This window comes from Rhizorhabdus sp. GW822-FHT03C02 (assembly GCF_058801765.1).
Genome location: NZ_JBXANN010000003.1, coordinates 418,807 through 443,967, shown reverse-complemented (window position 1 = coordinate 443,967; position 25,161 = coordinate 418,807). Strand labels below are relative to the sequence as shown.

The 25,161-nt window shown below is 67.8% G+C and carries 23 protein-coding genes; 9 read left to right on the top strand and 14 right to left on the bottom strand.

What is annotated here, in order from left to right; all coding sequences use genetic code 11:
• Positions 1-2: 2 nt before the first annotated feature.
• From murD to AC1RM6_RS11825, 11 genes are all read right to left on the bottom strand, one after another.
• Complete coding sequence (gene murD / locus AC1RM6_RS11875) at positions 3-1,382, bottom strand: UDP-N-acetylmuramoyl-L-alanine--D-glutamate ligase (protein WP_493101362.1); 1,380 nt, start codon at positions 1,380-1,382, stop codon at positions 3-5.
• On the bottom strand, positions 1,379-2,449 hold the full coding sequence (mraY, locus tag AC1RM6_RS11870; RefSeq protein WP_493101360.1) for a phospho-N-acetylmuramoyl-pentapeptide-transferase: 1,071 nt from the start codon (positions 2,447-2,449) through the stop codon (positions 1,379-1,381). Before mraY ends, murD begins: the two co-directional genes overlap by 4 nt.
• A complete protein-coding gene (locus AC1RM6_RS11865) occupies positions 2,430-3,845 on the bottom strand; it encodes a UDP-N-acetylmuramoyl-tripeptide--D-alanyl-D-alanine ligase (protein WP_493101358.1) in 1,416 nt (471 codons plus the stop codon). Before AC1RM6_RS11865 ends, mraY begins: the two co-directional genes overlap by 20 nt.
• 193 nt (positions 3,846-4,038) lie before the next feature.
• A complete protein-coding gene (locus AC1RM6_RS11860) occupies positions 4,039-5,478 on the bottom strand; it encodes a UDP-N-acetylmuramoyl-L-alanyl-D-glutamate--2,6-diaminopimelate ligase (protein ID WP_493101355.1) in 1,440 nt (479 codons plus the stop codon).
• Positions 5,456-7,243, bottom strand: a complete 1,788-nt coding sequence (locus AC1RM6_RS11855; protein WP_493101353.1) for a peptidoglycan D,D-transpeptidase FtsI family protein — start codon at positions 7,241-7,243, stop codon at positions 5,456-5,458. The genes AC1RM6_RS11860 and AC1RM6_RS11855 overlap by 23 nt, the downstream gene beginning before the upstream one ends.
• Positions 7,240-8,148: a hypothetical protein gene (locus AC1RM6_RS11850; protein WP_493101351.1), complete on the bottom strand. Its 909-nt coding sequence runs from the start codon at positions 8,146-8,148 to the stop codon at positions 7,240-7,242. Before AC1RM6_RS11850 ends, AC1RM6_RS11855 begins: the two co-directional genes overlap by 4 nt.
• Positions 8,145-9,137 (bottom strand): 16S rRNA (cytosine(1402)-N(4))-methyltransferase RsmH, encoded by a 993-nt coding sequence (gene rsmH, locus AC1RM6_RS11845; RefSeq protein ID WP_493101349.1) that lies wholly within the window; start codon positions 9,135-9,137, stop codon positions 8,145-8,147. Before rsmH ends, AC1RM6_RS11850 begins: the two co-directional genes overlap by 4 nt.
• Complete coding sequence (locus AC1RM6_RS11840) at positions 9,134-9,598, bottom strand: division/cell wall cluster transcriptional repressor MraZ (protein ID WP_493101347.1); 465 nt, start codon at positions 9,596-9,598, stop codon at positions 9,134-9,136. The genes rsmH and AC1RM6_RS11840 overlap by 4 nt, the downstream gene beginning before the upstream one ends.
• Positions 9,599-10,097: 499 nt before the next feature.
• Entirely contained in the window at positions 10,098-10,334 is a 237-nt protein-coding gene (locus tag AC1RM6_RS11835; RefSeq protein WP_493101345.1) for a hypothetical protein, read from the bottom strand.
• A 242-nt stretch (positions 10,335-10,576) separates the two neighbouring features.
• Positions 10,577-12,556: a putative bifunctional diguanylate cyclase/phosphodiesterase gene (locus AC1RM6_RS11830; protein ID WP_493101343.1), complete on the bottom strand. Its 1,980-nt coding sequence runs from the start codon at positions 12,554-12,556 to the stop codon at positions 10,577-10,579.
• A gap of 297 nt (positions 12,557-12,853) precedes the next feature.
• The gene (locus AC1RM6_RS11825) at positions 12,854-13,984 is read right to left on the bottom strand and encodes a hypothetical protein (RefSeq protein WP_493101341.1); all 1,131 of its coding nucleotides are present in this window, start codon (positions 13,982-13,984) and stop codon (positions 12,854-12,856) included.
• Positions 13,985-14,142: 158 nt separating this feature from the next.
• On the opposite strand from AC1RM6_RS11825, the gene AC1RM6_RS11820 reads away from it, so the two are divergent.
• The 3 genes from AC1RM6_RS11820 (at position 14,143) to AC1RM6_RS11810 (ending at position 16,186) form a co-directional block, all read left to right on the top strand.
• Complete coding sequence (locus tag AC1RM6_RS11820) at positions 14,143-14,430, top strand: hypothetical protein (protein WP_493101339.1); 288 nt, start codon at positions 14,143-14,145, stop codon at positions 14,428-14,430.
• Between the two features lie 135 nt (positions 14,431-14,565).
• Positions 14,566-15,090: a nuclear transport factor 2 family protein gene (locus AC1RM6_RS11815; RefSeq protein ID WP_493101337.1), complete on the top strand. Its 525-nt coding sequence runs from the start codon at positions 14,566-14,568 to the stop codon at positions 15,088-15,090.
• An 85-nt stretch (positions 15,091-15,175) separates the two neighbouring features.
• Positions 15,176-16,186 carry an Ldh family oxidoreductase gene (locus tag AC1RM6_RS11810; RefSeq protein ID WP_493101335.1) on the top strand — a complete coding sequence of 337 codons (1,011 nt, stop codon included), beginning with the start codon at positions 15,176-15,178 and terminating at the stop codon, positions 16,184-16,186.
• Between the two features lie 359 nt (positions 16,187-16,545).
• Here the strand turns inward: AC1RM6_RS11810 and AC1RM6_RS11805 are convergent, their stop codons facing one another.
• A complete protein-coding gene (locus AC1RM6_RS11805) occupies positions 16,546-18,012 on the bottom strand; it encodes an APC family permease (RefSeq protein WP_493101333.1) in 1,467 nt (488 codons plus the stop codon).
• On the bottom strand, positions 18,009-19,052 hold the full coding sequence (speB, locus tag AC1RM6_RS11800) for an agmatinase (protein WP_493101331.1): 1,044 nt from the start codon (positions 19,050-19,052) through the stop codon (positions 18,009-18,011). The genes AC1RM6_RS11805 and speB overlap by 4 nt, the downstream gene beginning before the upstream one ends.
• A 114-nt stretch (positions 19,053-19,166) precedes the next feature.
• On the opposite strand from speB, the gene AC1RM6_RS11795 reads away from it, so the two are divergent.
• Positions 19,167-19,544: a low molecular weight protein tyrosine phosphatase family protein gene (locus AC1RM6_RS11795; protein WP_493101329.1), complete on the top strand. Its 378-nt coding sequence runs from the start codon at positions 19,167-19,169 to the stop codon at positions 19,542-19,544.
• Between the two features lie 116 nt (positions 19,545-19,660).
• Here the strand turns inward: AC1RM6_RS11795 and AC1RM6_RS11790 are convergent, their stop codons facing one another.
• Positions 19,661-20,590 (bottom strand): 2-hydroxyacid dehydrogenase, encoded by a 930-nt coding sequence (locus AC1RM6_RS11790; RefSeq protein ID WP_493101327.1) that lies wholly within the window; start codon positions 20,588-20,590, stop codon positions 19,661-19,663.
• 166 nt (positions 20,591-20,756) lie between these two features.
• Between AC1RM6_RS11790 and AC1RM6_RS11785 the strand changes: the two genes are divergently transcribed.
• The 5 genes from AC1RM6_RS11785 to AC1RM6_RS11765 all read left to right on the top strand — a co-directional run bounded on the left by AC1RM6_RS11785 (position 20,757) and on the right by AC1RM6_RS11765 (position 25,098).
• Entirely contained in the window at positions 20,757-21,080 is a 324-nt protein-coding gene (locus AC1RM6_RS11785; RefSeq protein WP_493101325.1) for a hypothetical protein, read from the top strand.
• A gap of 137 nt (positions 21,081-21,217) precedes the next feature.
• Positions 21,218-22,030, top strand: coding sequence for a nucleoside/nucleotide kinase family protein (locus AC1RM6_RS11780; RefSeq protein WP_493101323.1), 813 nt, complete (start codon positions 21,218-21,220; stop codon positions 22,028-22,030).
• A 66-nt stretch (positions 22,031-22,096) separates the two neighbouring features.
• A complete protein-coding gene (locus AC1RM6_RS11775; protein WP_493101321.1) occupies positions 22,097-22,837 on the top strand; it encodes a nucleoside/nucleotide kinase family protein in 741 nt (246 codons plus the stop codon).
• Positions 22,834-24,177: a lipopolysaccharide biosynthesis protein gene (locus tag AC1RM6_RS11770; protein WP_493101319.1), complete on the top strand. Its 1,344-nt coding sequence runs from the start codon at positions 22,834-22,836 to the stop codon at positions 24,175-24,177. The genes AC1RM6_RS11775 and AC1RM6_RS11770 overlap by 4 nt, the downstream gene beginning before the upstream one ends.
• 30 nt (positions 24,178-24,207) lie before the next feature.
• Positions 24,208-25,098: a hypothetical protein gene (locus AC1RM6_RS11765; RefSeq protein WP_493101317.1), complete on the top strand. Its 891-nt coding sequence runs from the start codon at positions 24,208-24,210 to the stop codon at positions 25,096-25,098.
• The last annotated feature ends 63 nt before the right edge of the window (positions 25,099-25,161 follow it).

Genomic DNA, 25,161 nt, shown 5'->3' with positions numbered 1-25,161 from the left:
TGTCATGACGAACGAGCCCCTGCCGTTAGTCCCAGAGCTTCGACCGCGGCGCGGAATGCGTCGCCGCGTGCCTCATAATCGCTGAACTGATCGAACGAGGCGCAGGCCGGCGACAGCATCACCACCTCGCCCGGCTTCGCGGCGGCCGCGGCGTCGCGGACGGCCTGCGCCAGCGTGCCGCTCTCGGTCACTTTCTTGCCGGCAGCGGCGAGGATCCGCGCGTACATCGGCCCGGCCTGGCCGATCGTATAGCCGGCGACGACATGGTCGTAATAAGGCGCGCAATCGTCGAGATCGTCGCTCTTGGGCAGCCCGCCAAGAATCCAGTGGATGCGCGGATAGGCGCCCAGCGCCGGCGCGGTCGCGGTGGTGTTGGTCGCCTTGCTGTCGTTGACATAGGTGACGCCGGCAATCTCGGCGACGCGCTGCATTCGGTGCGGGAGCGCGGAGAAGGTGCGCAACGCGGCCTCGCGCTGGCCGATATGGACGCCGAGTTCGAGCGCGGCGATATCGGCCATTCCAGCATTTGCAGCGTTATGCGGCCCCTGCAGGCCAGGCCAATATTGCTGGCGCTTCGCCAGATCCGCTGCGTTCTGCGCGATATCGCGCGCGGTCGAATTTGGGCCCACACCCCATTCGAACCAACTGCCCGGACCATCTTCCGTGTCCATCATCAGCGCCTGCTGCAGAGCAAATCCCACCGGATCGGCGCGGTTGACGATGCCGACATGGTCGCGCGACTGCATCTCGAACAGCCGCATCTTCGACGCCGCATAGGCCTCGAAACCGGCATAGCGATCGAGATGGTCGGGGGTGATGTTGGTCAGCACCGCGACGTCGCAGTCGAGGCTGAAGGTTAGGTCGATCTGGTAGCTCGACAGCTCGAGCACATAGACGCCGGTACCGTTCCCATTGGGCTCGAGCGGATCGCGTCCCATGATCGGCAGGCCAATATTGCCGCCCATCAGCGAGGGGATGCCCGCGGTTTCGAGGATATGGTGGATCAGCGCGGTCGTCGTCGACTTGCCGTTGGTGCCGGTGATGCCGACGACGCGGTGCGGGGGCAGGTCGGCGCGCGCCTGCGCGAACAGTTCGATGTCGCCGATCACGGGCACGCCGAAGCCGGCGGCGTGCGCCGCGATCGGGTGCCGGTTGAGCGGCACGCCGGGCGACACCACCACCGCGGCGAAACCGGTCAGATCGATCTCCGCCGGATCGGCGAGCGTCACCCGCCCCTCGACCAGCGCCCGCGCTACGTCCTTGCCGTCCCACGCGGTCACGTCCGCGCCCGACGCCAGCAACGCCTCGACCGTCGCCAAGCCCGAGCGCGCGAGCCCGAGCACGGCATATCGCTGGCCGGAAAAGGCGCGGCTGGTGATCACCGCAGCTTCAGCGTCGCAAGACCGGCGAGCGCGAGCACGAAGCTGATGATCCAGAAGCGGATCACCACCGTCGGTTCGCTCCAGCCGAGCTGTTCGAAATGATGGTGGATCGGCGCCATCCGGAAGATGCGCTTGCCGGTGCGCTTGTAGAAGAACACCTGGAGGACGACCGACACCGTCTCCATCACGAACAGGCCGCCGACGATCGCGAGCACGATCTCGTGATGCGCGACCACCGCGATCGTGCCGAGCGCGCCACCGAGCGCGAGGCTGCCGGTGTCGCCCATGAAGACGGCGGCCGGCGGCGCGTTGAACCACAGAAAGGCGAGGCCCCCGCCGATGATCGCCGCGGTCAATATGGTGAGATCGCCCGCGCCGAGCACATGCGGGATGCCGAGATAATTGGCGAACACCTTGTTGCCGACCAGATAGGCGATCACGAAGAAGGCGAGGCTGGCGATGACGACCGGCATGATCGCCAGCCCGTCGAGCCCGTCGGTCAGGTTCACCGCATTGCCGAAGGCGACGATCACGAACGCCGCGAAGAAGATGTAGAACGGCCCGAGATCGATCACCGCGCCATTATAGAAGGGCACGTAGAGCTGGGTGCCGTTGCCCGAGACGATCAGCCAGCTCGCGAGACCTGCGATGATGAACTCGCCGAGCAGCCGGACCTTGCCCGACACGCCCTTGTGGCTGCGCTTCTTGACCTTGTCATAATCGTCCATGAACCCGATCAGGCCGAAGCCCAGGGTCACGCCGATGCAGGCCCAGACATAGCGATTGTCGAGGTTCATCCACAGCAGCATCGAGATCATCACCGACACCAGGATCATCAGCCCGCCCATCGTCGGGGTGCCGACCTTGGCGAGATGGGTCTGCGGCCCGTCGGCGCGGATCGGCTGTCCGCGGCCCTGCTTGATCCGCAGCCAGCCGATGAAGCGCGGCCCGATGACGAGGCCGATGATCAATGCGGTCACCGCCGCCGCCCCGGCCCGGAAGGTCAGGTAACGGATGAGATTCAGCGCGCCCGGAAATCCGAGATGTTCAGCGATCAGATAGAGCATGTGGTCCTTCCGCTGCCAGCGCCCCCGAGCGCAACTGCTCGACGACACGGGACAGCCCGATGGCATTCGATCCCTTGATCAAAATGGCGTCTCCCGGCGCGATCATTCCCTTGAGGGACTCGATCGCCGCCGAAGCGTCGGGCACATGCGCGAAGTCGATCCGCCCTTCAAGCGCATTTGCGAGCGCGATCATCTCCGATCCGACGAGCAGAGCCTTTTCGACCCGTGCGTCGATCAAGGGCTGCGCCAGATCGGCATGATAGCCCGGCGAACCGGCGCCGAGCTCGCGCATCTCGCCGAGCACGACGATCCGGCGATCGGCCTTCTCGGCGCCGAGCATCGCGATCGTCGCCGCCATCGACGCGGGATTGGCATTGTAGCTCTCGTCGATCACCAGCAGCTCGCCGGCTCCGACCGGGACTTTGGTGCGCTGGCCGCGGCCGGGCAATCCCGGCATCTCGGCGAAGGCGAGGCCGGCCGCGGCGATATCGCCGCCGACCGCCCACACCGCGGCGATCACCGCCATCGCGTTCGAGATCCAGTGCTCGCCCGGCGGGGCGATGGTGAAGGTGATCTCGGCATCGGGCAGCACCAGCGAGACGAGGGTGCCGTTCGGCATCGGCATCACGTCCTGCAGCGAGATGTCCGCCGCCTCGGCGGTGCCGAAGGTGACGATCTTCGCCGCGAACGGCCGCGCCGATGCGATCAGCCGGTCGCGGTGCGGGCTGTCATAGGGGATGATCGCGATGCCGCCGGGCTCGAGCCCCTCGAAAATCTCGCCCTTGGCGTCGGCGATCTCGCCTTCGTCGGCGAAATACGCGCTGTGCGCGGGGGCGATCGCGGTGACGATCGCGACATGCGGACGGACCAGCGCGGTCAGCTTCGACAGTTCGCCGGCATGGTTCATCCCCATTTCGAAGATGCCGACCCGGGTCGAGGCGGGCATCCGCGCGAGGCTGAGCGGCACCCCGGTATGATTGTTGTAGCTCTTGACCGAGCGATGGACCTCGCCCGGCCAGGCGCGGTCGAGGCAGGCGAACAGCGCCTCCTTGACCCCGGTCTTGCCGACCGACCCGGTCACCCCGATCACCTTGCCGCCCATCCGCTTGCGCGCGGCGAGGCCGAGCGCGTCGAGCGCGGCGGTCGTATCGGCGACGCGGACATGCGGACCGCCACACGCGTCCGACACGATCGCGCCGGCGGCGCCGGCGGCGAACGCCTTGTCGAGGAAGCGATGGCCGTCGGTGGTCTCGCCGGTCAGCGCGACGAACAGGTCGCCGGGGCCGACCTCACGCGAATCGAACGCGACGCCCGAGGCGTTGAACGCCCCGTGCACCTCGCCATCGACCGCGGCGGCGACGTCGAACGCGGTCCAGAGCGGCTGGGTCTGGGTCATGCGGTGCACTCCCTTCCTAAGGTCCCCGCCCCGGTGAAATGCTTGAAATCCTCCCTGCGCGAAGCGTGGGGAGGGGGACCATGCGAAGCATGGTGGAGGGGTCTTCCGACCTCGCGGTCCTGCACCACCCCTCCACCACCCTGCGGGTGGTCCCCCTCCCCATCTTCGATGGGGAGGATTGAGAAGAGCCCCCTCATGCCGCGCACTCCCGCGCCACGGTCACGTCGTCGAACGGCAGCACCCGCAGGGTCTCGCCGGCGCCGATGATCTGGCCCTGTTCATGGCCCTTGCCGGCGATCAGGACGATGTCGCCCGGGCCCGCGGCGGCGATACCGGCGGCGATCGCCTCGCGGCGGCCGCCGATGTCGATCGCGCCGGGGGCGCCGGCGAGCACCTCGGCGCGGATCGCGGCAGGATTCTCGCTGCGCGGATTGTCGTCGGTGACGATGACATGGTCGGCGAGCCGCACCGCGATCTCGCCCATTTGCGGGCGCTTGCCGGTGTCGCGGTCGCCGCCGGCCCCGAACACGACGATCAGCCGCTCCCTGGTATGCGGGCGCAGCGCCGCGATCGCCGCCTCGAGCCCGTCGGGGGTATGGGCATAGTCGACATAGACCGGCGCGCCGGCGCGGGTGATCGCCGCGCGTTCGAGCCGGCCGCGCACCGGCGCCACCCGCTGGAGATTGGCGAAGGTCACATCCTCATGCCCGCCGGTCGCGACCACGAGACCGGCGGCGACCAGCGCGTTGGCGGCCTGATAGGCGCCGATCAGCGGCAGCTTGACGGTGACGCGCTTGCCGCCGGCTTCGACGATCAGGGTCTGGCCGAGCTGGGTCGGGGTACGCTCGACGAGGCGGAAGGTCTCGCCCTTCGTCCCGACCGAGATCACCTTGAGCCCCCTGCCCTTCGCGATCGCGATAACGTCGTCGGACAGCGGATCGTCGGCCCACACCACCGCGGTGCCGTCTTCCGCGATCACATCGGCGAACAGCCGCATCTTCGCCTCGAAATAGGCCTCCATCGTGCCATGATAGTCGAGATGGTCGCGGGTGAGGTTGGTGAAGGCGCCGGCGCGAACCGGCAGCCCCTCGGTGCGATATTGCGACAGGCCGTGGCTCGACGCCTCAAACGCGGCGTGGCTGACCCCCTCCATCCGCAGGCCCGCCATGTTCGACAGGAAGGTGACGATGTCGGGGGTGGTGAGCCCGGTCGAGACCTGGTCGTCGGCAGTGGTGACCCCGAGGGTTCCGATCGACGCGGCGTGGAAACCCGCCATCCGCCAGAGCTGGCGGGTCAGTTCGACGATCGAGGTCTTGCCGTTGGTGCCGGTGACGGCGATCGAGGTGTCGGGGAACGGCGCGAAGAAGCGCGCGGCCATCTGCGCGAAGGCGCGGCGCGGTTCGTCGTCGACGATGTGGAGCGCGCCTTCGACCGCCACGCCCGGTCCGGTGACGATCGCGACCGCACCCGATTTTATAGCGTCGGATATATAATCCTCGCCGTTGAAGCGCGCACCGCGAAAGGCGCCGAACACGGTGCCCGGCGCCACTTTGCGGTGATCGATCGCGAAGCCGGTGACCTGGGCATCGGCGTCCGCGGGGATCGCGCGGTCAATCAGGTGCTTCAGCCGCATTTTTCTCTTGCTGGATATAAGGGGTGAGGTCGGAAACGTCGATGTCGCGATTGGCCTCCGGGATGATCCCGAGCAGCGGGCCCATCCGCGCGATGACCTTCTTGATCGCCGGCGCGACCGTCCAGGCCGCGGTGCGGAAACCATAGGTGTCCTTGGTGCCGTGCGGTTCGTCGAGGGTGCCGATCAGCACATACCGCGGATTGTCCATCGGGAAGACCGCGGCGAAGGTCACCAGCAGCGAGTCGTGGATATAGCGGCCATGGAGGTTCTTTTCGGCGGTGCCGGTCTTGCCGCCGACCCTGAGACCGGGAACGTCGGCGGCCTTGCCGGTGCCCATCGTCACCACCAGCCGCATCATCTGGCGCATCCGCGCGCTGGTCGCCTCCGAGATGATCCGACGGCCCTGGGGCACCTGGTTCGGCGCGCGCTTGAGCATCGTCGCGTCGCGGTAGATGCCGCCATTGACCAGCGCCGCATAGGCATTGGCGAGGTGGAGCGGGGTCACCGCGATGCCATGGCCATAAGCGGTGGTCATCACCGTGGTACGCGCCCAGAAGCCCGGCCAGATCGGCTTGGCGGCGCCGCGCAGCTCGATATCGACCGGCCGGTCGAAGCCGAGCTGGCGGAAGAAGGCCGAGGTCCGCTCCTGCCCAAGTTCGTCGGCGATCCGCGCGGTGCCGATGTTCGACGAGTGGATCAGAATCTCGGGCACGGTCAGCCAGCGATTCTGCGGATGATCGTCGCGGATCCTGAAACCGCCGACCTGAAGCGGCGCGGTCGCGTCGTAGCGGTGCGCCATGTCGGTGATCACGCCATGTTCGATCGCATTGGCGACGGTGATCATCTTGAAGGTCGAGCCGAGTTCGAACACCGACTTGATCGCGCGGTTGAAGCGCGCATCGGGCTGGCGCTCGTCGAAGCTGACCGGCGCCATGCCGGGGGCATTGGGGTTGAAGCTGGGCAGCGACGACATCGCCAGCACCTCGCCGGTGTGGACGTCGAGGACGATGCCGGCCGCGCCGACCGCGCTATGCTTGACCATCTGCGCATAGAGCGCCGAATCCATCGCCGCCTGGATGCGGCTGTCGATCGACAGTGCGACCGGCTGACCCGGCGCGCCGCCATTGGCCCCACCGGTGGTGAGCTGCTTGTTGAGATAGGCCTCCATCCCCGACACCGGGGTATGGCCGTCGAGATCGAGATAGCCGATCACCTGCGCGGCGAGATTGCCCTGCGGGTAGAAGCGCTCGGGCTCGCGCCCCAGCTGGATCGCGGGTTCGCCGAGCGCGTTGACCGCCGACACCGTCCCCGGCACCGCGTTGCGCTCGAGATAGACGAAGCCCTTCTTGCTGAACAGGATCTGCCGCAGCTCGGCTTCGGTCTTGCCGTGGAGGATGCCGGCGAGCTGGCGGGCGAGCAGCGCGCGATCGCCGATGATCTTCTTCGGGAAGATGCCGATCGACCAGGCGCGGATCGTCGAGGCGAGGACGACGCCGTTGCGGTCGACGATGTCGCCGCGCGGGCCGAAGGCGGCGGTGCGCACGACGCGCTCGGGCGGGCCGACGATCGCCAGATAGACGAGCCGCGCGCCGATGATCGCGGTGATCAGCGCGAAGATCAGCATCAGCACCATCAACCGATGCTGCGCGGTCTCGACGGTGGGGCTGGTGCGGCCGCCCGTGCCGATCCTGACGCTCTCGCCCGTCTTGATCAGGGCGCGCGAGGAAGAAACGGGAAGAGCGGTGTGGGGAACCGCTATGTTCACGGGCGCGCCTTGCGCGACGGGCTGCCGGCGCCGGGGATGCCGGCCAGCCAGGCGTCGTCGAGCGAAGCCGACTTGGCCTTGCCCGTCGCCTTGGCGGGTTTCGCCACGGCCTTCGCCGCCGGCTTCGGCGCGACCGCCTGGGTGATCATGCCGCCGTCGAGCGACGCCAGCCTGAGCGGCATCTTCGCCGGGCTGGCGGCGGACGCGACCCTGTCGAGCGCCTTGCGATCGGTGGCGGCTTCAGCCTTCGCCGATGCCTTGACGGTCGGTGCCTTGACCGTCGGCGCCTTGACCACGGCGGGCGTCGCCGGCTTCACGATTGCCGGCTTGAGCGCGATCGGCGCGGTCGTCAGCGACGCCGTGTGGATCGCCGAATCGACGGGCGCGAGCGCCTGCGGCCGCGCCTGCACATAAGAGGCCTGGCGCAACATCGGCTGGGCCGGCGCGACGGCCGGCTGCGGGGCCGGTGGCGGACTGGCCTCGGCGAGCCGCGGCGGGGGCGGCGGCATCGAACGGTCCTGGGCAGGGCTGGAAGCGGCCGGCGCCGATTCGAGGCTGGCGAGACGGACCGCCTCGCGCGGCGAGACCTGCGCGGGGTCGAGCGGCTGCGGCGCGGGCTGAACCATCGCGATCAGCTGGGTCGACGAATTGACGAACTGGCCGGCGCCCGGGGCCTGCAGGCCATAGACGCGCTGGTTCCAGTTCTCGATCTGGGCCATGCCGGCACGGGTGCCGATCTCGGTCTCGAGCGAGGCGATCTCGCGCTGGGTGGCGCCGATCTGGCGCTCGACCGTGGCGAGTTCGGCGCGTTTGGCGGCGACGGTCTGCGACACCATGTAGAAGGACAAGGCCGCGACGCAGATGCCGCCTGTCCAAACCACCGACCTGAAGCGGGTTGCGATCATCCCTGACGTCCTTTGCTGCCCGTCTGTGCGGGGTTCCACGGCGAAGCGGAGGTCCTGCGGGCGACGCGCAGCGTCGCCGAACGGGACCGGGGGTTTCGGGCGAGCTCGGCCTCGCCTGCGCGAACAGGCTTGGCGACCGCCTCGAAGCTGGGATGCGGTTCCCCCCCGCCTCCACGCGCATCGGGTAGATGACGGGATCCGGCGGGTGTCCCGCCGCTACGCTCACGCAAGAAACGCTTCACAATACGATCTTCCATCGAATGGAAGGACACGACGGCGATCCGCCCCCCCGGGCGGAGCATCTTCTCGGCGGCGGCCAGACCCTGTTCGAGCTCGTCGAGCTCGGCATTGAGGTGGATCCGGATCGCCTGGAAGGTCCGGGTCGCCGGATCCTTCTTCTCGTGCGGCCGATGGCCGAGCGCGCGGCGCACGACATCGGCCAGTTCGGTGGTGCGGCTGAGCGGACGCGCCGCGACGATCGCCCGCGCGACCCGGCGCGAGCGCGGCTCGTCGCCCAGTTCGTAGAGGACGTTGGCGATCGCTTCCTCGTCAGCCTCGTTGACGAAGTCGGCGGCGGTCATCCCGGCCTGCTCCATCCGCATGTCGAGCGGACCGTCGGCCTGGAAGGAGAAGCCGCGTTCGGCGCGGTCGAGCATCATCGACGACACGCCGATGTCGAGGGTAACCCCGTCGACCTGGTCGATGCCGCGCTCGGCCAGCGCCTCGGCCAGCCGCGAGAAGCGCTCGGGAACCAGCGTGAGGCCGTCGAACTCGGCCTCGATCGCCCGCCCCTCGGCGATCGCATCGGGATCGCGATCGAAGGCGAAGACCCGCGCGCCGGTGGCGAGGATCGCGCGGGTATAGCCGCCCGCGCCGAAGGTGCCGTCGACATGGGTTTCGCCGGGCTTGGGGTCGAGACCGGCGAGCACCTCGTCGAGGAGGACGGGGATGTGCGGCGCGGCAGGGGCCGGAGCGGGAACGGCGGTCATTCCTTGCCCCCTCCCCGCTTGGCGAGCAGGTCGTCGAGATCCTGCATCAGATCCTCGTCGTCGCCGCGCGCGGCGCGCAGCGCATCGGGGTTCCAGATCTGGAACTTGCGGCCCATGCCGACGAACACCGCCTCGCTGCCGATCTTGAGCCGCTCGCGCAGCCCCGAGGGCAGCAACATCCGGCCGGCGGCGTCGAAGCTGACATCCTTGAGCCGGGGATAGGCGATCGCCTCGAGCCGCTCGAGCACGTCCTCGGGATATTCGCCGGTCTGCTGCGCCATATGTTCGGCGCGGCCGCGCAGGATCTTGTCGTCGTCGGAGATCTGGCGGGCATCGGACACCTCGATGCAGGCCTGCTCCTTGTGCTTGACCATGCGCAGCGTCTTTTCGAGGCCGGCGGCGACATCGCCATTGGCGACGCGGATATCGATCGTCTGGCGGAATGCGGCAGGCAATGACACGCGACCCTTAAGGTCGACGCCATTGATATGCACGTCATTGAAGACCGCTCCGCCCGACGCCAACGCCATTACCCCGTTCAGGAACGAGGATTATCGCGCTGCCAGATCCTGTTTGGATCAGGCCGGGGGCGTCACGACGCCACGCGAGTCTTCCAGCTCCATTGCATCAGCTGGAAGTATCTGGGTTGCCAACGCAGATCAATGGTTTTTCATGGTTTGGCCTGGGTTTTCATACCACTCCCTGTGGATTGTAACCACGACGCCACACCCCCGGCCCGGCGCGGGGGAAGATTCCTGACGGGATTCCGGGCATTTTCATGTGAACGGGCCTGTGGATAAGTCTGGGGAGCAGCATGTGTGGCGGGCGGGACCGGCTGTGTGCCTTTGATCACGTTCGCCACGATGTTCGCGGAACGTTCTCTACCGCAAAAAGCCCGTTCCGCCAAATGCGAAACGGGTTTGCCGGGCGGGAGCGCGCAGCGGCGCGCCCGGACCGGAATCAGGGGCGGGTGGCGGGGGTCCGAGTCGGGCTGTCGGCCTGTGGATTGCCGGGGGCGACGCCGAGTTCGGCGAGCGGATCCTTGGGCTGCTCGAAGGCCGCCTCGTTGTTGCCGCCGGCGAGATTGCCCATCTCGCCGGCGACATCCTTCTGGCGGAATCCGACGACCGCCGCGGCAAGCAGCACGATCAGGAAAACGACAGAAAGACCGGTGATACCGATACGGACGCGTTGCATCAGGGTCTCGTCCCTTTGGCCCTGGCGGGCGTGACGGCGATCCACGCTTAAGCGACCCCGAAAACTGGCAAATACATAGAAGAGGCCATCGACGACCGCATGCGCCTAATGTCGGGTACCGAGGGCATAAGGTCAATGGGGTAGGATTTGCGACGGGTGGAGGGATTGGTGCGGCGTCCCCGAAATATGTCGACCCGAGGCGCCGTTCGCACCCGTCGACCGGCAGTTCTTTTGCCCGGCGCTCAGCTCGATCCGGCCAGCCGCAAGCCCGCCTGCTCCTCGCGTTGGCGGCGCAGCCAGGCCAGCAGGCCGCTGAGCTTCATCGGGCGGGCGAATAGATGGCCCTGCGCCATCCGATAGCCGAACTGAGCCAGCGACCGAAGCTGGGTCTCGGTCTCCACCCCTTCGATGATGCAGTCGAGTCCGAGGGTGCGGCACAACCCCAATATGGCGGTCAGGATGTTGCGCGCCGCGGCTTCGTCCATGTCGGCGATGAAGCTGCGGTCGACCTTGACCTTGTCGAGCGGCAGCCGCTGGAGATAGCCGAGGCTCGAATAGCCCATGCCGAAATCGTCGAGGGCGATGCGGGTGCCGAGCGCGCGCAGCGCCCTTATCCCCTCGACCGCCGCGTCGAAGTCGCGCATCACCGCGGTCTCGGTCAGCTCGAAGGTGATCCGCTCCGGATCGATCCCGGCCTCGGCGATTTGCCCGATCAGCCGCGCGGTCGTCTCGGGCGAAGTGATGTCGTGCGCCGACAGGTTGAACGACAGGCCGATCGTCGCGGGCATCTGCGCGAAATCGGCGAGCGCCTTGCCGAACAGGGTCAGGGTGATGGCGTGGATGAAACCCAGCCGTTCGGCGGTGGTGATGAAACGATCGGGGCCAACGACCCCGACCACCGGGCTGGTCCAGCGGCCGAGCGCCTCGACCGCGATCACCTCACGGGTCGCGGTGGACAGGATCAGCTCATACTGGACATGGAGTTCGGCATCGAGATCGGCCGCCTGCAGCGCGGCCTCGACCGCGCGTTCGGAGCGGATCATCGTTTCATGTTCGAGCGAGAACAAGGCGCAGCGGCCGCGCTGGCGCGATTTGACATGGTAGAGCGCATAGTCGGACCGGTCGAACAGCTCATGGACGGTGATGCCGGCATCGGGGAAGACCGCGACCCCGGCCGAGGCGCCGATGACGATGCGATGCCCCTCGATATGGAAGGGCAGCGCCAGCGCGTCGCAGATCGCCTGGCCGATGTCGCAGGCGACGTCGATATCGCGGGTGAGCAGCATGCCGAACTCGTCGCCGCCGAGCCGGGCCAGCACGACGTCGTCATTGGCGAACGCGCCGATCCGCCGCCCGACCTCGAACAGCAGCCGGTCGCCGATGACATGGCCATAGGTGTCGTTGACCGGCTTGAACCGGTCGAGATCGACGACGCCGACCGCGATCCGCCGGCCGGCCTCACGCGCGTCATGGATGCCGCGGTCGAGTTCGCCGAAGAAATGGCGGCGGTTGGGCAGGCCGGTCAGCACGTCGGTATGCGCGAGCTGGGCGTTTTCCGCCCCCAGCAGTTCCGCTTCGCGCTGCTTTTCGGCGAGGATCGCCCGCGAGTTGATCAGCCCTTCGAACCGGGTGAAGCTGGTCAGCAGCACCCGCATCATGACCGCGGTCACCAGCGCGATGTTGAGCGCCGTCGCGATGAGGACATGATCGCCCAGCACCAGATAATAGCCGAGATAGGGCAAGGTCACCGCCACCGTCAGCACCAGCGCCGCCTGGGGGAGATTGACCAGGCAGAAGGTGCAGCCGATCACGGTGATGCCGATGAAGAAGGCGACATGGCCGCGTTCGATCGCGCCGCCATAGCGGTTGAGCAGCAGCGACCAGCTGACGAAGGCGAAGCCGATCAGGCCGGCGAACAGGGTCGTGCGGCGCAGCTCGTGGCGGGCGCGGTCGGCATCGGCAGGGGCGGCATCCTCGGTGCGCCACCAGCGGGTCGCGCGGTAGAGGCAGACCGCAACGAGCAGACCGTTGAACCCCATCGTCAGCCATTTCGGGGCCAGATGCCAATGGGTATAGGTGACCGCCGCGGCGTTCAGCAGCAGCAGCGCGTAGAGCAGCGGCACCTGGCGCTTGAGCTCGGCATGTTGGGCGATGACGACATCCGGTCCGGCCCGCATGTCGAACCAGTCGCGAAGCTGTCCAAGCGCCCGCCGTGCGGTCAACACGATACCCTGAATTCAGCCGATGGTCGAGAACGCACAAGCACATACATCGGTCGATCATTAAACGGCGGCCGTACAATCGGCAACTTACCGAATTGTATATTTTGCGCATGTTGCGGGGCCGTGCCGATATTCACATCGATTACCGTGCGCCTGCAGCCAGGTCCCTACCTCCACAGGATTTTTTCGTCCGTGCTAGAGCATGTGCTGATCAGATTGATCAGGACATGCTCTAAATTGTCTTTGTTTTCCGCATTTTCCGAGCCGTCAGGTGATTCCACCCGACTTGAAAATGCTCTAGCGCTTCATCATCGCCAGGGCCGCATAGCCGGTCGCGGCATCGGTCATGAACAGATAGGCGTCGGCCTTGGGATCGCGATCCTTGTTGATCGACCTGGCCGGTATGCTGCCGGTCGCGCGGTCCTGATGCGCCGCGATCCAGCGGCGCGCGGCCTTGATCGGCGGCGCGCCGACCGGCAGGCCGGCATCTTCGAGGATCAGCGTGATCAAGGCGGTGGCCATGCCGTCGCCTTCATCGTCGAGCTTCGAGCCGTCGATGCGCTGCCAGTTCGACAGCCGGGTCAGGCTCCAGCCGCCGTCGGCGCCCTGCACCTTGACCAGTTCGTCGATGACCGCCTGGCGCTGGGCGGGTTCGATGACGCCGTGGAGATCGGCATCGGCCCAGAGGATCAGCGCGCGGGTGAACAGGGACTGCGACGCCACGCCGCCGCGCAGATAGGCGCGCAGCGCGGCGACATGGTCTTGGATGTCGGGGTTGGCGGCATAATCGTCGGGCGCGCGGGCGACCGCGAGCGCGGCGAGGGTCGCCCCCCAATAGGTCGCGGTCACCGACTCCCAGGGCTCGAGCTTGAAGGTCAGCCACGGAAAGCCGCCCTTGAGATCGCCGACCTGCATCTGCAGCGGCCACATATTGGCGAAGGCCTGCCGGGTGTCGGGGCCGAGATGCCCCGTGCGGGCACCGAATTCGCCCCCTAATCCGCCCGTATCGCGCGAAACAAGGATCAGCGCGTTGAGCACGGCCTCGACGCTGCGCGACTCGCTGCTCTTGAGCAGGCCGACCTTCTGGTCGGTGTAGAAGGGCTCGACCTCCTTCCACATCCATACCCGCTTGGCGACGTCGCCCAGCATCTGCCGCTCGGCATCGCTGATATCGGGTTTACCCAGTTCGCCGCGCAGCGCGGGACGGGCGAGCGCGACCGGCAGCGCGGTGTGGCACGACACGCAGACGGTGCCATGGTCGCGCTGCGCCTTGGGCCAGCCGCGCCACCACGCCATGCGGGTATCGAGATAATGGGCCGCACCGGCGGCATCCCAGGCCGCGGGCGTGACGGCGTGCCCCGCCTCGCCCCGCGCCGCCAGCGCGAAACCGAGCAGGAGCAGCGAGAGCGGGAGCGGCCATCTGATCATCGCAAAGGTCTGCGTTGCCGGGCGGGCGATGGCAATGGGGCGAATGACGTAACGGCGCCGCCGGCAGAAGATCGTCAATGCGCGGGCACCAAAAATTAACCGGTATGGCGCCAAGAGAAGCAGGACTGGGCTCAGCCTGTTGTTTGTGGAATGGCACGATGACTTATCACGTCGGTATCGACTGGCTCTATGGTTGCCCCCTCGACCCCACCTTGGCCGAGACCCGTGCCAAGGCCGCGGCCCGCCGGGTGTTCGACCGCGCCGGCATCGATGCCTGCAAGGCGACCGAAGCCTATCATGCGCAGGGCGGCATCTTCGGCAACGAAGCCGGCATGACCGGCCTCGCCCGCACCTGGCTGGCGGCGCGCGACGCGGCGAAGCAGGCGGCGACCCAGGGCTGGGACGATCCCGAACTCGCCAGCATCACGATCGAGTGCTGGCGCTGACGGCCTGAGGTGCCCCGCCCTCTCCCAGGGAGAGGGCCATTTGCCGCTGATCGCCATCCGGCTTGATCGGCCCCAGCGATGATTTGACCCACGCCCTGCCCGGCCGGACACTCGTCCGGTCCCGGGAGAGGCGCCATGGCCAGACTGACCCAGATCGTCGCCGAACTGGCGGATCGCGAGGCGATCCGCGACTGTCTCTATCGCTATGCGCGCGGGATCGATCGGATCGATGCCGACATGCTGCGCAGCGCCTATTGGCCCGACGCGATCGACACCCATCTCGACTTCACCGGCGATGTCGAGGCGTTCATCGCCTGGGCCTTCCCGATCATGCGTGCGATGGATCAGACGATGCACCTGATCGGCAATGTGCTGATGACGATCCGCGGGCCCACCGCCGATGTCGAAAGCTATTTTCACGGCTATCACCGGGTGACGATCGACGGCCGCAAGGCGGACGTGATCGGATCGGGCCGCTATATCGACCGGTTCGAACGGCGCGGCGACGAATGGCGGATCGCCGAGCGGCTCGTGCTCACCGACTGGTTCCGCCAATATCCCGATTCGGCCGACTGGGACCGGGGTCTGCTCGGCCAGCGCATCGACCTCGGCCGGCGCTGTCCCGACGATGCCAGCTACCAGCGGCTCCGCCTCGAATAGGCGAGACGCTTTTCGCCCCGGACATGCCATAGCGGCCGGCATCCGGGCGCACCGATTCGGGCTCGCCGGGCGACGATGGGGATTTATGGACAGCATCGGCTTCGACGCATTGGTCGCGCTGCTGGAGCGGATATTCGTGGCGCACGGCACCTCGGCCGAGGTCGCGGCGATCCTCGCGCGCAATTGTGCGGGCGCCGAGCGCGACGGCGCCGCCAGCCATGGGCTGTTCCGGGTCGCGGGTTATGTCTCGACGCTCAAGAGCGGCTGGGTCGACGGGCGCGCGGTGCCGGTGGTCGAGGATGCCGGTGCGTCCTTCCTGCGGGTCGATGCCGCCAACGGCTTCGCCCAGCCGGCGCTGGCGCTGGCGGCGCCGCTGGCGGTCGCGAAGGCCCGCGCGACCGGCGCCTGCGTCGTCGCGATCCGCCGCTCGCATCATTTCGCGGCGCTGTGGCCCGACGTCGAGCCCTTCGCCGAGCAGGGGCTGGTCGCGCTGGCGATGGTCAACAGCATGGCGGTGGTGGTGCCGCAGGGGGCGGTGCGACCGATCTACGGCACCAATCCGCTCGCCTTCGCCGCCCCGCGCGCCGGCGGCAGAATCGTCGTGTTCGACCAGGCGGTGAGCGTGATGGCGCATGGCGACGTCCAGATCGCCGCGCGCGAAGGCCATGAACTGCCGCCGGGTGCGGGCGTCGACCGCGACGGGCGGCCGGCCACCGACCCGAAGGCGGTGCTCGACGGTGGCGCGCTGCTGGCGTTCGGCGGCCACAAGGGGGCGGCGATCGCGATGATGATCGAGATCATGGGCGCGGCGCTGACCGGCGGGCTGTTCTCGCACGAGGTCGACTGGTCGGGCCATCCGGGCGCGCAGACGCCGTGCACCGGCGAGACGCTGATCCTGATCGATCCGGCGCGTGGGGGATCGGCAGCGGGGTTCGTGGCGCGGGTCGAGACGCTCGTCGCGGCGCTGCACGATGCCGGGCAGGAGCGGATGCCGGGCGACCGCCGCTTCGCGGCGCGCGACCGCGCGATGCGCGAGGGGATTCCGGTGCGGCCCGAAATGCTGGCGCGGCTGGAGGCGCTGGCGAGAGCATGTTGAGTTTTCGCAAACCGCTCCCGTTTCCGGCTCAATCCAGTTCGCGGGTCGCCATCGAACGCGTTGTGATTCAATCGGCCCTCCGTCATCGTGACTTACGAAGGTGACGGAGAACCAAATTGGGAAACGCCGTTAGAATCGCGATCGGAAGTTTGGGAACCGTCTTCTGGCTTTGGCTCGCCTGGCGCTCGATTCGTACGGGAATGCCCGCGGGCAATCCAAAAATGGACCCTCGCCGAAGCGAACGGCCGGTCCAATTCTGGTTGGTCGTGGTGATTTATCTGGGGCTGAGCGCCTGGGCTTGTTCGTGGGCTATCCGCATCTGAACGGTCTGCACAATCATTTCCATCGACCGAAGCAAGCTAGCCCTCACCCACCGCGACCACCGGCACCGACCGGCCGATGCCCGCCACGAGCCGCTGCACCGCGACCAGCGCCACGCCGAGGACGATCCAGCCGAGCATCAGCCAGATCTCGGTCGGGATGCCCGGGGTGACGCCGAACGGGGTGGTGACCGCGGCGATCGCCACCACCGTGGCGCCCAAGGTGATTGCGAGCAGCACCGGCTTGCCGCCGGCGAGGACGAAAGCCGGGCGCGGCGCCCCCTCCCTGTCCGCCGCGCGCAGCCGCATCAGCGCGACCAGCGCCAGCGCGGCGATGCTGGTGGTGCACATCGTCCCCATCGAGATGATCGGGCCGATCGCGCCGCGGCCGGCGACCACGCCGATACAGGTGAAGATGCCGACGAGCAGCGCCGCGCGCCTCGGCGCACCGGTGCGGGCGTCGATATGGGCGAGGCCGGCGGGCAGGAAGCCGGCGCGCGCCTCGGCGAGGATCACCCGGGTCGCGCTCAGATGCATCGCGTTCCAGGTCTTGATCAGCGACGCCATCGCCACGAGGATGATCGCCTTGGTCGCGAGGCCGCCGGCGAGCGCATGGTCGAAGGCGGCGGCGACCGGCAGCGCGCCGCTGGTCAGTTCCTTCCACGGCAGCAGCGACGACGAGGCGAGGATGATCAGGCTGTAGAAGATCGCCGCGACCGCGACCGAGACCATCATCGCCCGCGCGACGGTGCGCAGCGAGGTGCCCGGCGCGCGCTCCTCGATCGCCGAGGCCGCGGTCTGGAAGCCAGACAGCCACATCCCCGCCGCCGCCAGCATCACGAACATACCGCTGGCGAAGGAGCGATGCTGGGTCGAATCGAACAAGGGCTGCCAGTTCGCCGGATCGCCCCGGGCGAAGCCGAACACCACCAGCAGCGCCGAGGCCGTGAGAAAGGCGAAGGTGACGATCTTCTGGAAACCGACCGCGATCGTCGCCCCCGACATGTTGAGCCCGGTCATGAACAGCGCGCCGGCCAGCCCGACACCGAGGTCGAGCGCGGTCACCGGCTTGCCGAGCAGGGTATAGAGCGGGGTCATCCCGCCCCAAGCCGGCACCAGATTTTCGAGGAACCAGGACAAGGCCAGCCCCTCGAACGCGGTGATGCCGATAAAATAGAGAGTGAGGAACCAGCCGGTGGTGAAGCCGGTCCACGGCCCGATCGCGCGCTCGACGAAGACGAATTCGCAGCCGGCATGCGGCACCCGCGCGACCATTTCGGCATAGGCCGCGGCGACCGGGATCATCAGCAGGGTCATGCCCATGAAGGCGAGCACCGCCCCGCCCGGTCCGGCCGGGCCGACCCAATCGCCCATCAGCACCATCCAGGCCGATCCGACGATGGTGCCGAAGCCGAGCGCGAAATAACCGGGGCCGGTGATCCCGCGGCGCAGGGCCGGTTCGGGGCCAGGTTCGCGACCGGCTTTGGGCGCGCCGGCTGCGCTCATCGCCTGAGCTGGACCAGGCAGAGCAGCTGGAACAGCATCTGCGCCGCGGCCTGCGCGGTCAGCGTGGTCGGATCATATTCGGGCGCGACCTCGACGACGTCGCCGCCGATGATGTCGATCCCGGCCAGCCCGCGCAGCAGCTGCAGCGCCTCGCGGGTCGACAGCCCGCCGATTTCGGGGGTGCCGGTGCCGGGGGCATAGACCGGATCGAGCCCGTCGACGTCGAAGGTGACATAGGTCGGGCCATCGCCGACCACCTCGAGCGCTTTGGCGACCACCGCCGCCATGCCCATCTCGGCGACCTCCTCGGCGTGGATGACGGTCATCCCCGAGGCGAAGGAGAATTCCCACAGATATTCGGCGCCACCGCGGATGCCGATCTGGATCGAGCGCTTCGGGTCGAGCACGCCGGCCAGCACCGCCTCGCGGAACGGTGCGCCATGGTGGAATTTCGATCCCTCATAGATGCCGCCGGTGTCGCAATGCGCGTCGAAATGGACCATCCCCATCGGCCCGCGCGACGCCGCCAGCCCCTTCATGATCGATCCGGTGATCGAATGATCGCCGCCGACCGACAGCGGCACCGCGCGGGTTGCCCCGATCATCCGGTAGCAATCCTCGATGTCGGCATGGCACAAAGCGAGATCGTAGCGGCTCTGCATCGGCACGTCGCCGACATCGGCGACCTTGAGCCTGCCCATCGGCGCGACCCGCAGCGCATGTTCATAAGGACCGATGCGATCGACCCCACGCACCGCACGCGGGCCGTAGCGCGCGCCCGGACGGTTGGTGACGCCCAGGTCCATCGGGACCCCGATCAGCGCAACGTCGAGATTTTCGAGGGTCGCCGGATCGAGCCCGCCGACGATATAGGGCGCGTCGAGCAGGGTCGAGGGCTGCGCGAACGGCCAGCGGCGCTTGTCGCCATCCTTGAAGTTGAGCCCCGCCACCTCGCGGAAATGCGGATCATAGATGTCGGCCCCGCCCGATCCGGCGTAGAGACGGCGCAATTCCTCGAGATCGAGCGGATCGGTCGGCATGAAACTCCCCGGCGAAGGGATCGCAGAAGGCCCGTTTTCCCGGCGCCGCGCAAGGGGACGATGACGTATTGCGCAAATTTTGTTGCAGTGCGGCGCGGCTTGTCGGGGACATTGTTGCGCCATAGGTGGACGCATGGAGGATCGCCGCTGAAAACCGTCCTGTTCGTCTGCAGCCAGAACCGGCTGCGCAGCCCGACCGCCGAGCAGATCTTCGCGAAGCGCGACGATATCGAAGTGTCGTCGGCGGGCACCAATCACGACGCCGAGAATCCGCTGACGTCCGAACTGGTCGCCTGGGCGGACATGATCGTCGTGATGGAGAAGACCCACCGCAGCAAGCTACAGAAGCGCTTCCGCCGCTGGCTCGGCGGCAAGCGGGTGGTCTGCCTCGACATTCCCGACGATTATGATTTCATGGATCCTGCGCTGATCCGCCTGCTCGAAGTGCGGATGGCGCGCCATCTGCCTGCCGCGGCTTCCCACGGGCGCTAACTTAAGGCGCGTTTTCTTCCTTTCTTCGTCACCCCGGACCTGTTCCGGGGTGACGAGGAAGGGTGCAATTCATCCCAGCTTAGCGACTGTCGAATCAGTCCGCGTACTTCGCGCCCCTATTCCACCGGCGTCGGCAGCGGCTCGCCGGCGAAGAAGGCGGCGAGATTGGCGCGCAGCATGCCGGTCATCATCGCCACCGCCTGGTCGGTCGCGCCGGCGGTGTGCGGGGTGAGGACGAGGTTGGGGATGCACTCCCAGCGATCGGCCGGGGTCGGCTCCTCGGCGAAGACGTCGAGCGCGGCGCCGCCGAGGCGGCCGCCCTGCAGCGCCGCGATCAGCGCGTCCTCGTCGACGAGCTGGCCGCGGGCGACGTTGACGAGCAGACCGTCGGGCCCCAGCGCATCGATCACCGCCGCCGAGATCAGCCCCGCATTGCCGGCATGCGCGCGCGCCGCGACGACGAGGATGTCGCTTTCCGCCGCCAGCGCGAGCAGGCTGTCGGCGCGCGGCCACGCGGCGTCGGGCCGGGGATTCGGCCCCCACCAGCCGACCCGCATCCGCATCGCCTCCGCCCGGCGCGCGACCGCGACGCCGATGCTGCCGAGACCGACGATACCGATCCGCGCGCCGCCGAGCGACCGGGTGATCGTCTTGGCGCCGCGGACCCAGCCGCCGCCGCGCACCGCGCGGTCGCCGTCGACGATCCGGCGGCGCTGGGCGAGGATCAGCCCGATGACATGGTCGGCGACATCCTCGTCATTGGCGTGGAGCGCATGGCCGACCTGGATGCCGCGCGCTCGCGCCCAGTCGAGATCGACCCCGTCATAGCCGACGGTGAAGCAGGCGATCAGCCCGAGATCGGGCATCGCCGCGAGCCGCGCGGGATCGAGCCGATATTCGCCGGCGGTGACGATCGCGCGCGCCTCCGCCCGCCGCGCCTCCCCCGCCGCTTCCCACAGCGGCAGCGCCTCATAGGAGGGCGACAGTGCCGCGATCAGCGGCGCGAGGTGCGGCTGGGCGATCAGGACGACGGGTCTTGCGGTCATGGCCATCGATTATAGCCGATGCACGCGCGGCGCCAGCACGGGCGATAACGGGACGCAATCCCGAGGCAATATGGCCCGATGCAATATCGCCACCCTATCCCTATCTCCTATGCAAGCGTTTGCCGCGGGCGATCGAGCCTGTAGGATGGCGGTTTGGGAAGGATGCATGAGTTCACTCACCGTCGACCGCGAGATGCTGATAGACGCGATCAAGGGTCGCGCGCCCGACTTCGCGCTCGCGCCGAATCTGGTCGCGATGAAGGTCGGCGAGTGGCAGGGCGATCAGGTCGAGCGGTTCGAATGGAACGATGCCGGCCTCGCCGCGCTCGACCTGTGGCAACTCGAGATCGTCTACCTCGCGCTGCGCAAGCGCGCCGCCGACGCCGCCTGGCACAAGCTGCTCGGTGAAGCCCCCGCCAATGCCCCGGTTCCCTGGGCCAGGTTCGGATCGGTGCTGGGCGTGAAGAGCGAGCGGCCGAAACGGCGCTGACAGGCCCGCGATCGCGCGGCCGCATCCACGACAGGGCTACCGCCATCATGACGCCGCGCTGAACGCAGACCCGCAGGAAAAATTAAAGTTATGTAATTTTTATGACGGTTTTGTTTCTGCTACGACGTCATGGCAATATGAAGATCGATTTCCTCCTCGGCCATGACCTGCCTCATGGAATGCGCCAGCTCCGCCACGATATGCCGGGTAGCGGCGTGTCGGACAACAGCGAGTCGGACAGGGGCCTGGCGCCGCTGATCGCGATCATCGGCTGCGACGGATCGGGCAAGTCGACCCTGTCGGCCGACATGCGGATCGAACTGAGCAAGGACGGCCCGATCGAGACCTGCTATCTGGGGCTCGGCACCGGCGATCTCGGCGAACGGATCAAGCATTGGCCGCTGATCGGCCCCGCGATCGAGCGCAAGCTGGTCAAGAAGGCCACCCAGACCCGCACCAAGGACGCGAAGATCCCGGGGCTCCCGACCGCGCTGGTGGTGTTCGGCCTGTCGCTGCTGCGCCGCCGCCGCTTCCGCAAGATGATGGCGTTGCGCGCACGCGGGATCAGCGTGATCACCGATCGCTATCCGCAGACCGAGGTCGCGGGCTTCTATGACGGCCCCGGCCTGTCGGCGGCGCGCGCGGGCAGCCGGCTGGTCGCCTGGCTCGCGGCGCGCGAGCGCGACCTTTATCTGGAGATGGCGAGCCACCTGCCCGACGTCGTGATCCGGCTGAACATCGACGTCGAGACCGCGCATGCCCGCAAGCCCGACCACAAGCCTGACCTGCTGGCGCGCAAGGTCGCGGTGACCCCGCTGCTGCGCTTCAACGATGCCTTCATCGTCGATCTCGACAGCCGCCGGCCCTATGAAGAGGTTCGTGCGAAAGCGCTCGACATCACCCGGCGGGTGATCGGCGACGCCGGCCACCGGATGGTGCGCGCCGCCTGACCCAAGACGGCGCGATCCTTCGCGTCGCCTCTGGTAATTCGATCGCACAAGCATCAATAGGCGCCGATGACCATTGCCCAAGACCAGGCGCCGCTGATCGCGATCGTTGGATCGGACGGATCGGGCAAATCGACCGTCGGCGAAGCCTTGCTGGCGTGGATGCGCGAGCGGCGGCCGACCGAAATGTGCCATCTCGGCAAGCAGACCGGCAATATCGGCCGCGCGATCGCGCGCTGGCCGATCGTCGGCCAGCGGCTCGACAAGACGATCAGCACCAAGGCCGAGGGCGCGCGCGAGAAGAAGGGGCCCGGCGCCTTCACCGCGCTGATCATCTATCTCTTCTCGATGCGGCGGGTGCGGCGGTTCCGGCGGATGCTGACGATCCGCGCGCGCGGCATCGCGATCCTCGCCGATCGTTTTCCCCAGCTCGGCGTGCCGGGGCCGATGGACGGGCTGGGCCTTGCCAAGGCGGCGCATGGCGACAATGCGATCGCCCGCTTCCTCGCCCGGCGCGAGCGCCGCCAATATGAATGGATGGTCGCCTATCGGCCGACGCTGGTGATCCGGCTCAACGTCGATCTGGCGACCGCGCTCGCGCGCAAGCCCGATCACCGCCCCTCCTCGCTGAAGACCAAGGTCGAGGATGTGCCGCGCCTCACCTTCGAGGGCGCCCCGATCGTCGATATCGACGCGACCCTGCCGCTCGACGAGGTGCTGCGCCAGGCCAAGGCCGCGATCACCACCACGCTGGGTGCCGCGATCTGGGCCGATGGCGGCCCCTCGCCCGAGGCGGCGGCAGGCCGATGAGGCGCTGGTTCGCGGACGGCGTGTTCCGCGCCGTCCTGCGCAACGCCAGCTATCTCGGATCGGCCAAGCTGCTCGGCGCGCCGCTGAGCCTCGCCGCGCTCGCCTGGGCCGGCCATGGCCTGACCCCGCTGCTGTTCGGCATATTGATGGTGATCCACACCTACGCCACCGGCGCCGGCGCGATCGTCAAGTTCCAGACCTGGCAGTTCATCATCCGCTACGCCGCCCCGGCGCTCCACCGCGGCGACGACGCCTTCGTGCGCGACACGATCCGCTTCGCCTTCGGGCTCGACATCGTCAGCGGCCTGGTCGGCATGGTCGGGGCGATGGCGGCGCTGCCGTGGCTCTCCGGATGGTTCGGCCTGACCGGCGAGGATTATTGGCTGGCCCTGGTCTATTGCACGCTGGTGCCGACGATGTCGGCGGCGACCGCGACCGGGGTGCTGCGCCTGCTCGACCGGTTCGACCTGATCGGGGTGCAGCAGCTCGCGACCCCGGTGCTGCGCGCGGGCGGCGCCGCGATCTCCTATTTCGGCCATCTCGGCTTCACCGGCTTCGTCGTCACCTGGTATGTCGCCGATCTCGGCGCCGACCTGCTGCTGTGGTGGTATGCCGCGCGCGAACTGCGCCGGCGGGGCATGCTCGACGCGCTGCGCCCCGGGCTATTCGGCACCGCGCGGCGGCTGCCCGAGGCCTGGGGGTTCGTGTGGACCACCAACATCGCCCATTCGCTCTATGCCGCCTGGGGACCGATCAGCAATCTGGTGGTCGCCAGCATATTGGGCCCGGTCGCGGCCGGGCTCTACAAGATCGCCAGCACCCTGCTCGATTCGACCAGCAAGCCCGCCGAACTGCTCAGCCGCGGCTTCTATCCGGAGATCATGCGGCTCGATCCCGCCACCAAACAGCCCTGGCGGCTGGGCCTCAGGGTCGGGGCGATCGCCGGGCTGATCGGGATTGCGGTCGCGCTGCTGATCATGGTCGGCGGCAAGCCGGTCATCGGTTTCGTGTTCGGCCGCAAATATCTGGCGTCGTTCGACCTGCTGCAGCTGATGACCTGGTCGCTGATGATCTCGATGGCGAGCTTCCCGCTCGAATCCTTGCTCTACATGGTCGGGCGCCAGCGCGCCTCGCTGGTCGCGCAGCTCGCGGCGGCCGCGGTCTATATCGGCCTGCTCGCGGTGCTCACTCATCGCTTCGGGCTGACCGGCGCGGGGATCGCCTATCTGCTCGGCACGCTGGCGCTGGCGGGGTTCATGCTGGCGCCGGTGCTGGCGAGCTATCGCCGCCGCGCCATCTATCGACAGCATGCATTGGTGGGGGTACAGGCCGTGGCATGATCCTCGACGCCCCCGCGCTCGATATCCTCCATGCCTGACGCCCCCATTCCCCCTGACGCTCCCGTTCTCGACGCCGCGATGCTCGACGCGAAGCGCTTCAGCGACGCGCAATGCGAAGCGCTGTTCGCGGCGGTGCTGGTCAACGACGTCGTCGACCCGGTCACCGACCTGCCCGAGACGATCACCCTCGACCATGACCCGGACCATCTGCTCGACTGTTTCCGGATCTGCCGCCAATTGTGGAAGACCGGGGTCGACCGCGACGAGCTGCGCGCGCTGACCCGCCGGATCGGCCGCGACCATGACCTCGACGAGGCCGAGCGGCTGCGCTTCAAATATGTCCGCGCCCGGTTCAAGCATCTGCGCTTCGCCTTCGCGCTCTACGGCGCGAAGCATCGCTATCCGACCATCCTCGACTGGATGACGACGGCGATGGGGCATCTCCAGGACGCGTTCAAAAATGGTCATGTCGGCGCGATCGGGCGCGAGGTGATGATCGCGCGCGCTTTCCTGAGCGCGCCGGCGCAGGCGCTGCTGCGGCGCGAGGTCGACCATTTCCGGCCGGGCGGATCGCGATCGTTCCGCGCCTATGTCGCACGCCAGGTGGCGATCCTGCGCAGCGTGCTGGCCCGCGACCGGATGACCGGCCATGAATTTCACGAGACCCGCAAGATCGTCAGCCGCCAGGTCTCCTTCTACGACAGTCTGCGCACGATCGCCCCGTCCGAAGAGGCCTACCGGATGTCGCGCGCGCTCGCCGCGATCAACGGGCTGATGGGGGCGATGCACGACGAGCTGATCCAGCGGCGGATCGCCGGCACGCTCGATTATCACAAGCAGAACTTCCCGCTGCCCGCCGAGATTCGCGACCGGCTGACGGCGCTGGCCGCCTGTTACGCGCGGAGCGAAGGCGCCGCCTGATCGCGGCTTGTAACGAGATATTGCACATCTGAAATATTCATGACGGGTCGGCTCGCGCAGCGA

Excerpts from the sequence above, each read along its gene's own strand:
- mraY (WP_493101360.1), bottom strand. The coding sequence starts at position 2,449 with ATGCTCTATCTGATCGCTGAACATCTCGGATTTCCGGGCGCGCTGAAT.
- AC1RM6_RS11865 (WP_493101358.1), bottom strand. The coding sequence starts at position 3,845 with ATGACCCAGACCCAGCCGCTCTGGACCGCGTTCGACGTCGCCGCCGCG.
- AC1RM6_RS11860 (WP_493101355.1), bottom strand. The coding sequence starts at position 5,478 with ATGCGGCTGAAGCACCTGATTGACCGCGCGATCCCCGCGGACGCCGAT.
- AC1RM6_RS11850 (WP_493101351.1), bottom strand. The coding sequence starts at position 8,148 with ATGATCGCAACCCGCTTCAGGTCGGTGGTTTGGACAGGCGGCATCTGC.
- rsmH (WP_493101349.1), bottom strand. The coding sequence starts at position 9,137 with ATGACCGCCGTTCCCGCTCCGGCCCCTGCCGCGCCGCACATCCCCGTC.
- AC1RM6_RS11835 (WP_493101345.1), bottom strand. The coding sequence starts at position 10,334 with ATGCAACGCGTCCGTATCGGTATCACCGGTCTTTCTGTCGTTTTCCTG.
- AC1RM6_RS11825 (WP_493101341.1), bottom strand. The coding sequence starts at position 13,984 with ATGATCAGATGGCCGCTCCCGCTCTCGCTGCTCCTGCTCGGTTTCGCG.
- AC1RM6_RS11820 (WP_493101339.1), top strand. The coding sequence starts at position 14,143 with ATGACTTATCACGTCGGTATCGACTGGCTCTATGGTTGCCCCCTCGAC.
- AC1RM6_RS11815 (WP_493101337.1), top strand. The coding sequence starts at position 14,566 with ATGGCCAGACTGACCCAGATCGTCGCCGAACTGGCGGATCGCGAGGCG.
- AC1RM6_RS11810 (WP_493101335.1), top strand. The coding sequence starts at position 15,176 with ATGGACAGCATCGGCTTCGACGCATTGGTCGCGCTGCTGGAGCGGATA.
- AC1RM6_RS11805 (WP_493101333.1), bottom strand. The coding sequence starts at position 18,012 with ATGAGCGCAGCCGGCGCGCCCAAAGCCGGTCGCGAACCTGGCCCCGAA.
- speB (WP_493101331.1), bottom strand. The coding sequence starts at position 19,052 with ATGCCGACCGATCCGCTCGATCTCGAGGAATTGCGCCGTCTCTACGCC.
- AC1RM6_RS11790 (WP_493101327.1), bottom strand. The coding sequence starts at position 20,590 with ATGACCGCAAGACCCGTCGTCCTGATCGCCCAGCCGCACCTCGCGCCG.
- AC1RM6_RS11785 (WP_493101325.1), top strand. The coding sequence starts at position 20,757 with ATGAGTTCACTCACCGTCGACCGCGAGATGCTGATAGACGCGATCAAG.
- AC1RM6_RS11780 (WP_493101323.1), top strand. The coding sequence starts at position 21,218 with ATGAAGATCGATTTCCTCCTCGGCCATGACCTGCCTCATGGAATGCGC.
- AC1RM6_RS11775 (WP_493101321.1), top strand. The coding sequence starts at position 22,097 with ATGACCATTGCCCAAGACCAGGCGCCGCTGATCGCGATCGTTGGATCG.
- AC1RM6_RS11770 (WP_493101319.1), top strand. The coding sequence starts at position 22,834 with ATGAGGCGCTGGTTCGCGGACGGCGTGTTCCGCGCCGTCCTGCGCAAC.
- AC1RM6_RS11765 (WP_493101317.1), top strand. The coding sequence starts at position 24,208 with ATGCCTGACGCCCCCATTCCCCCTGACGCTCCCGTTCTCGACGCCGCG.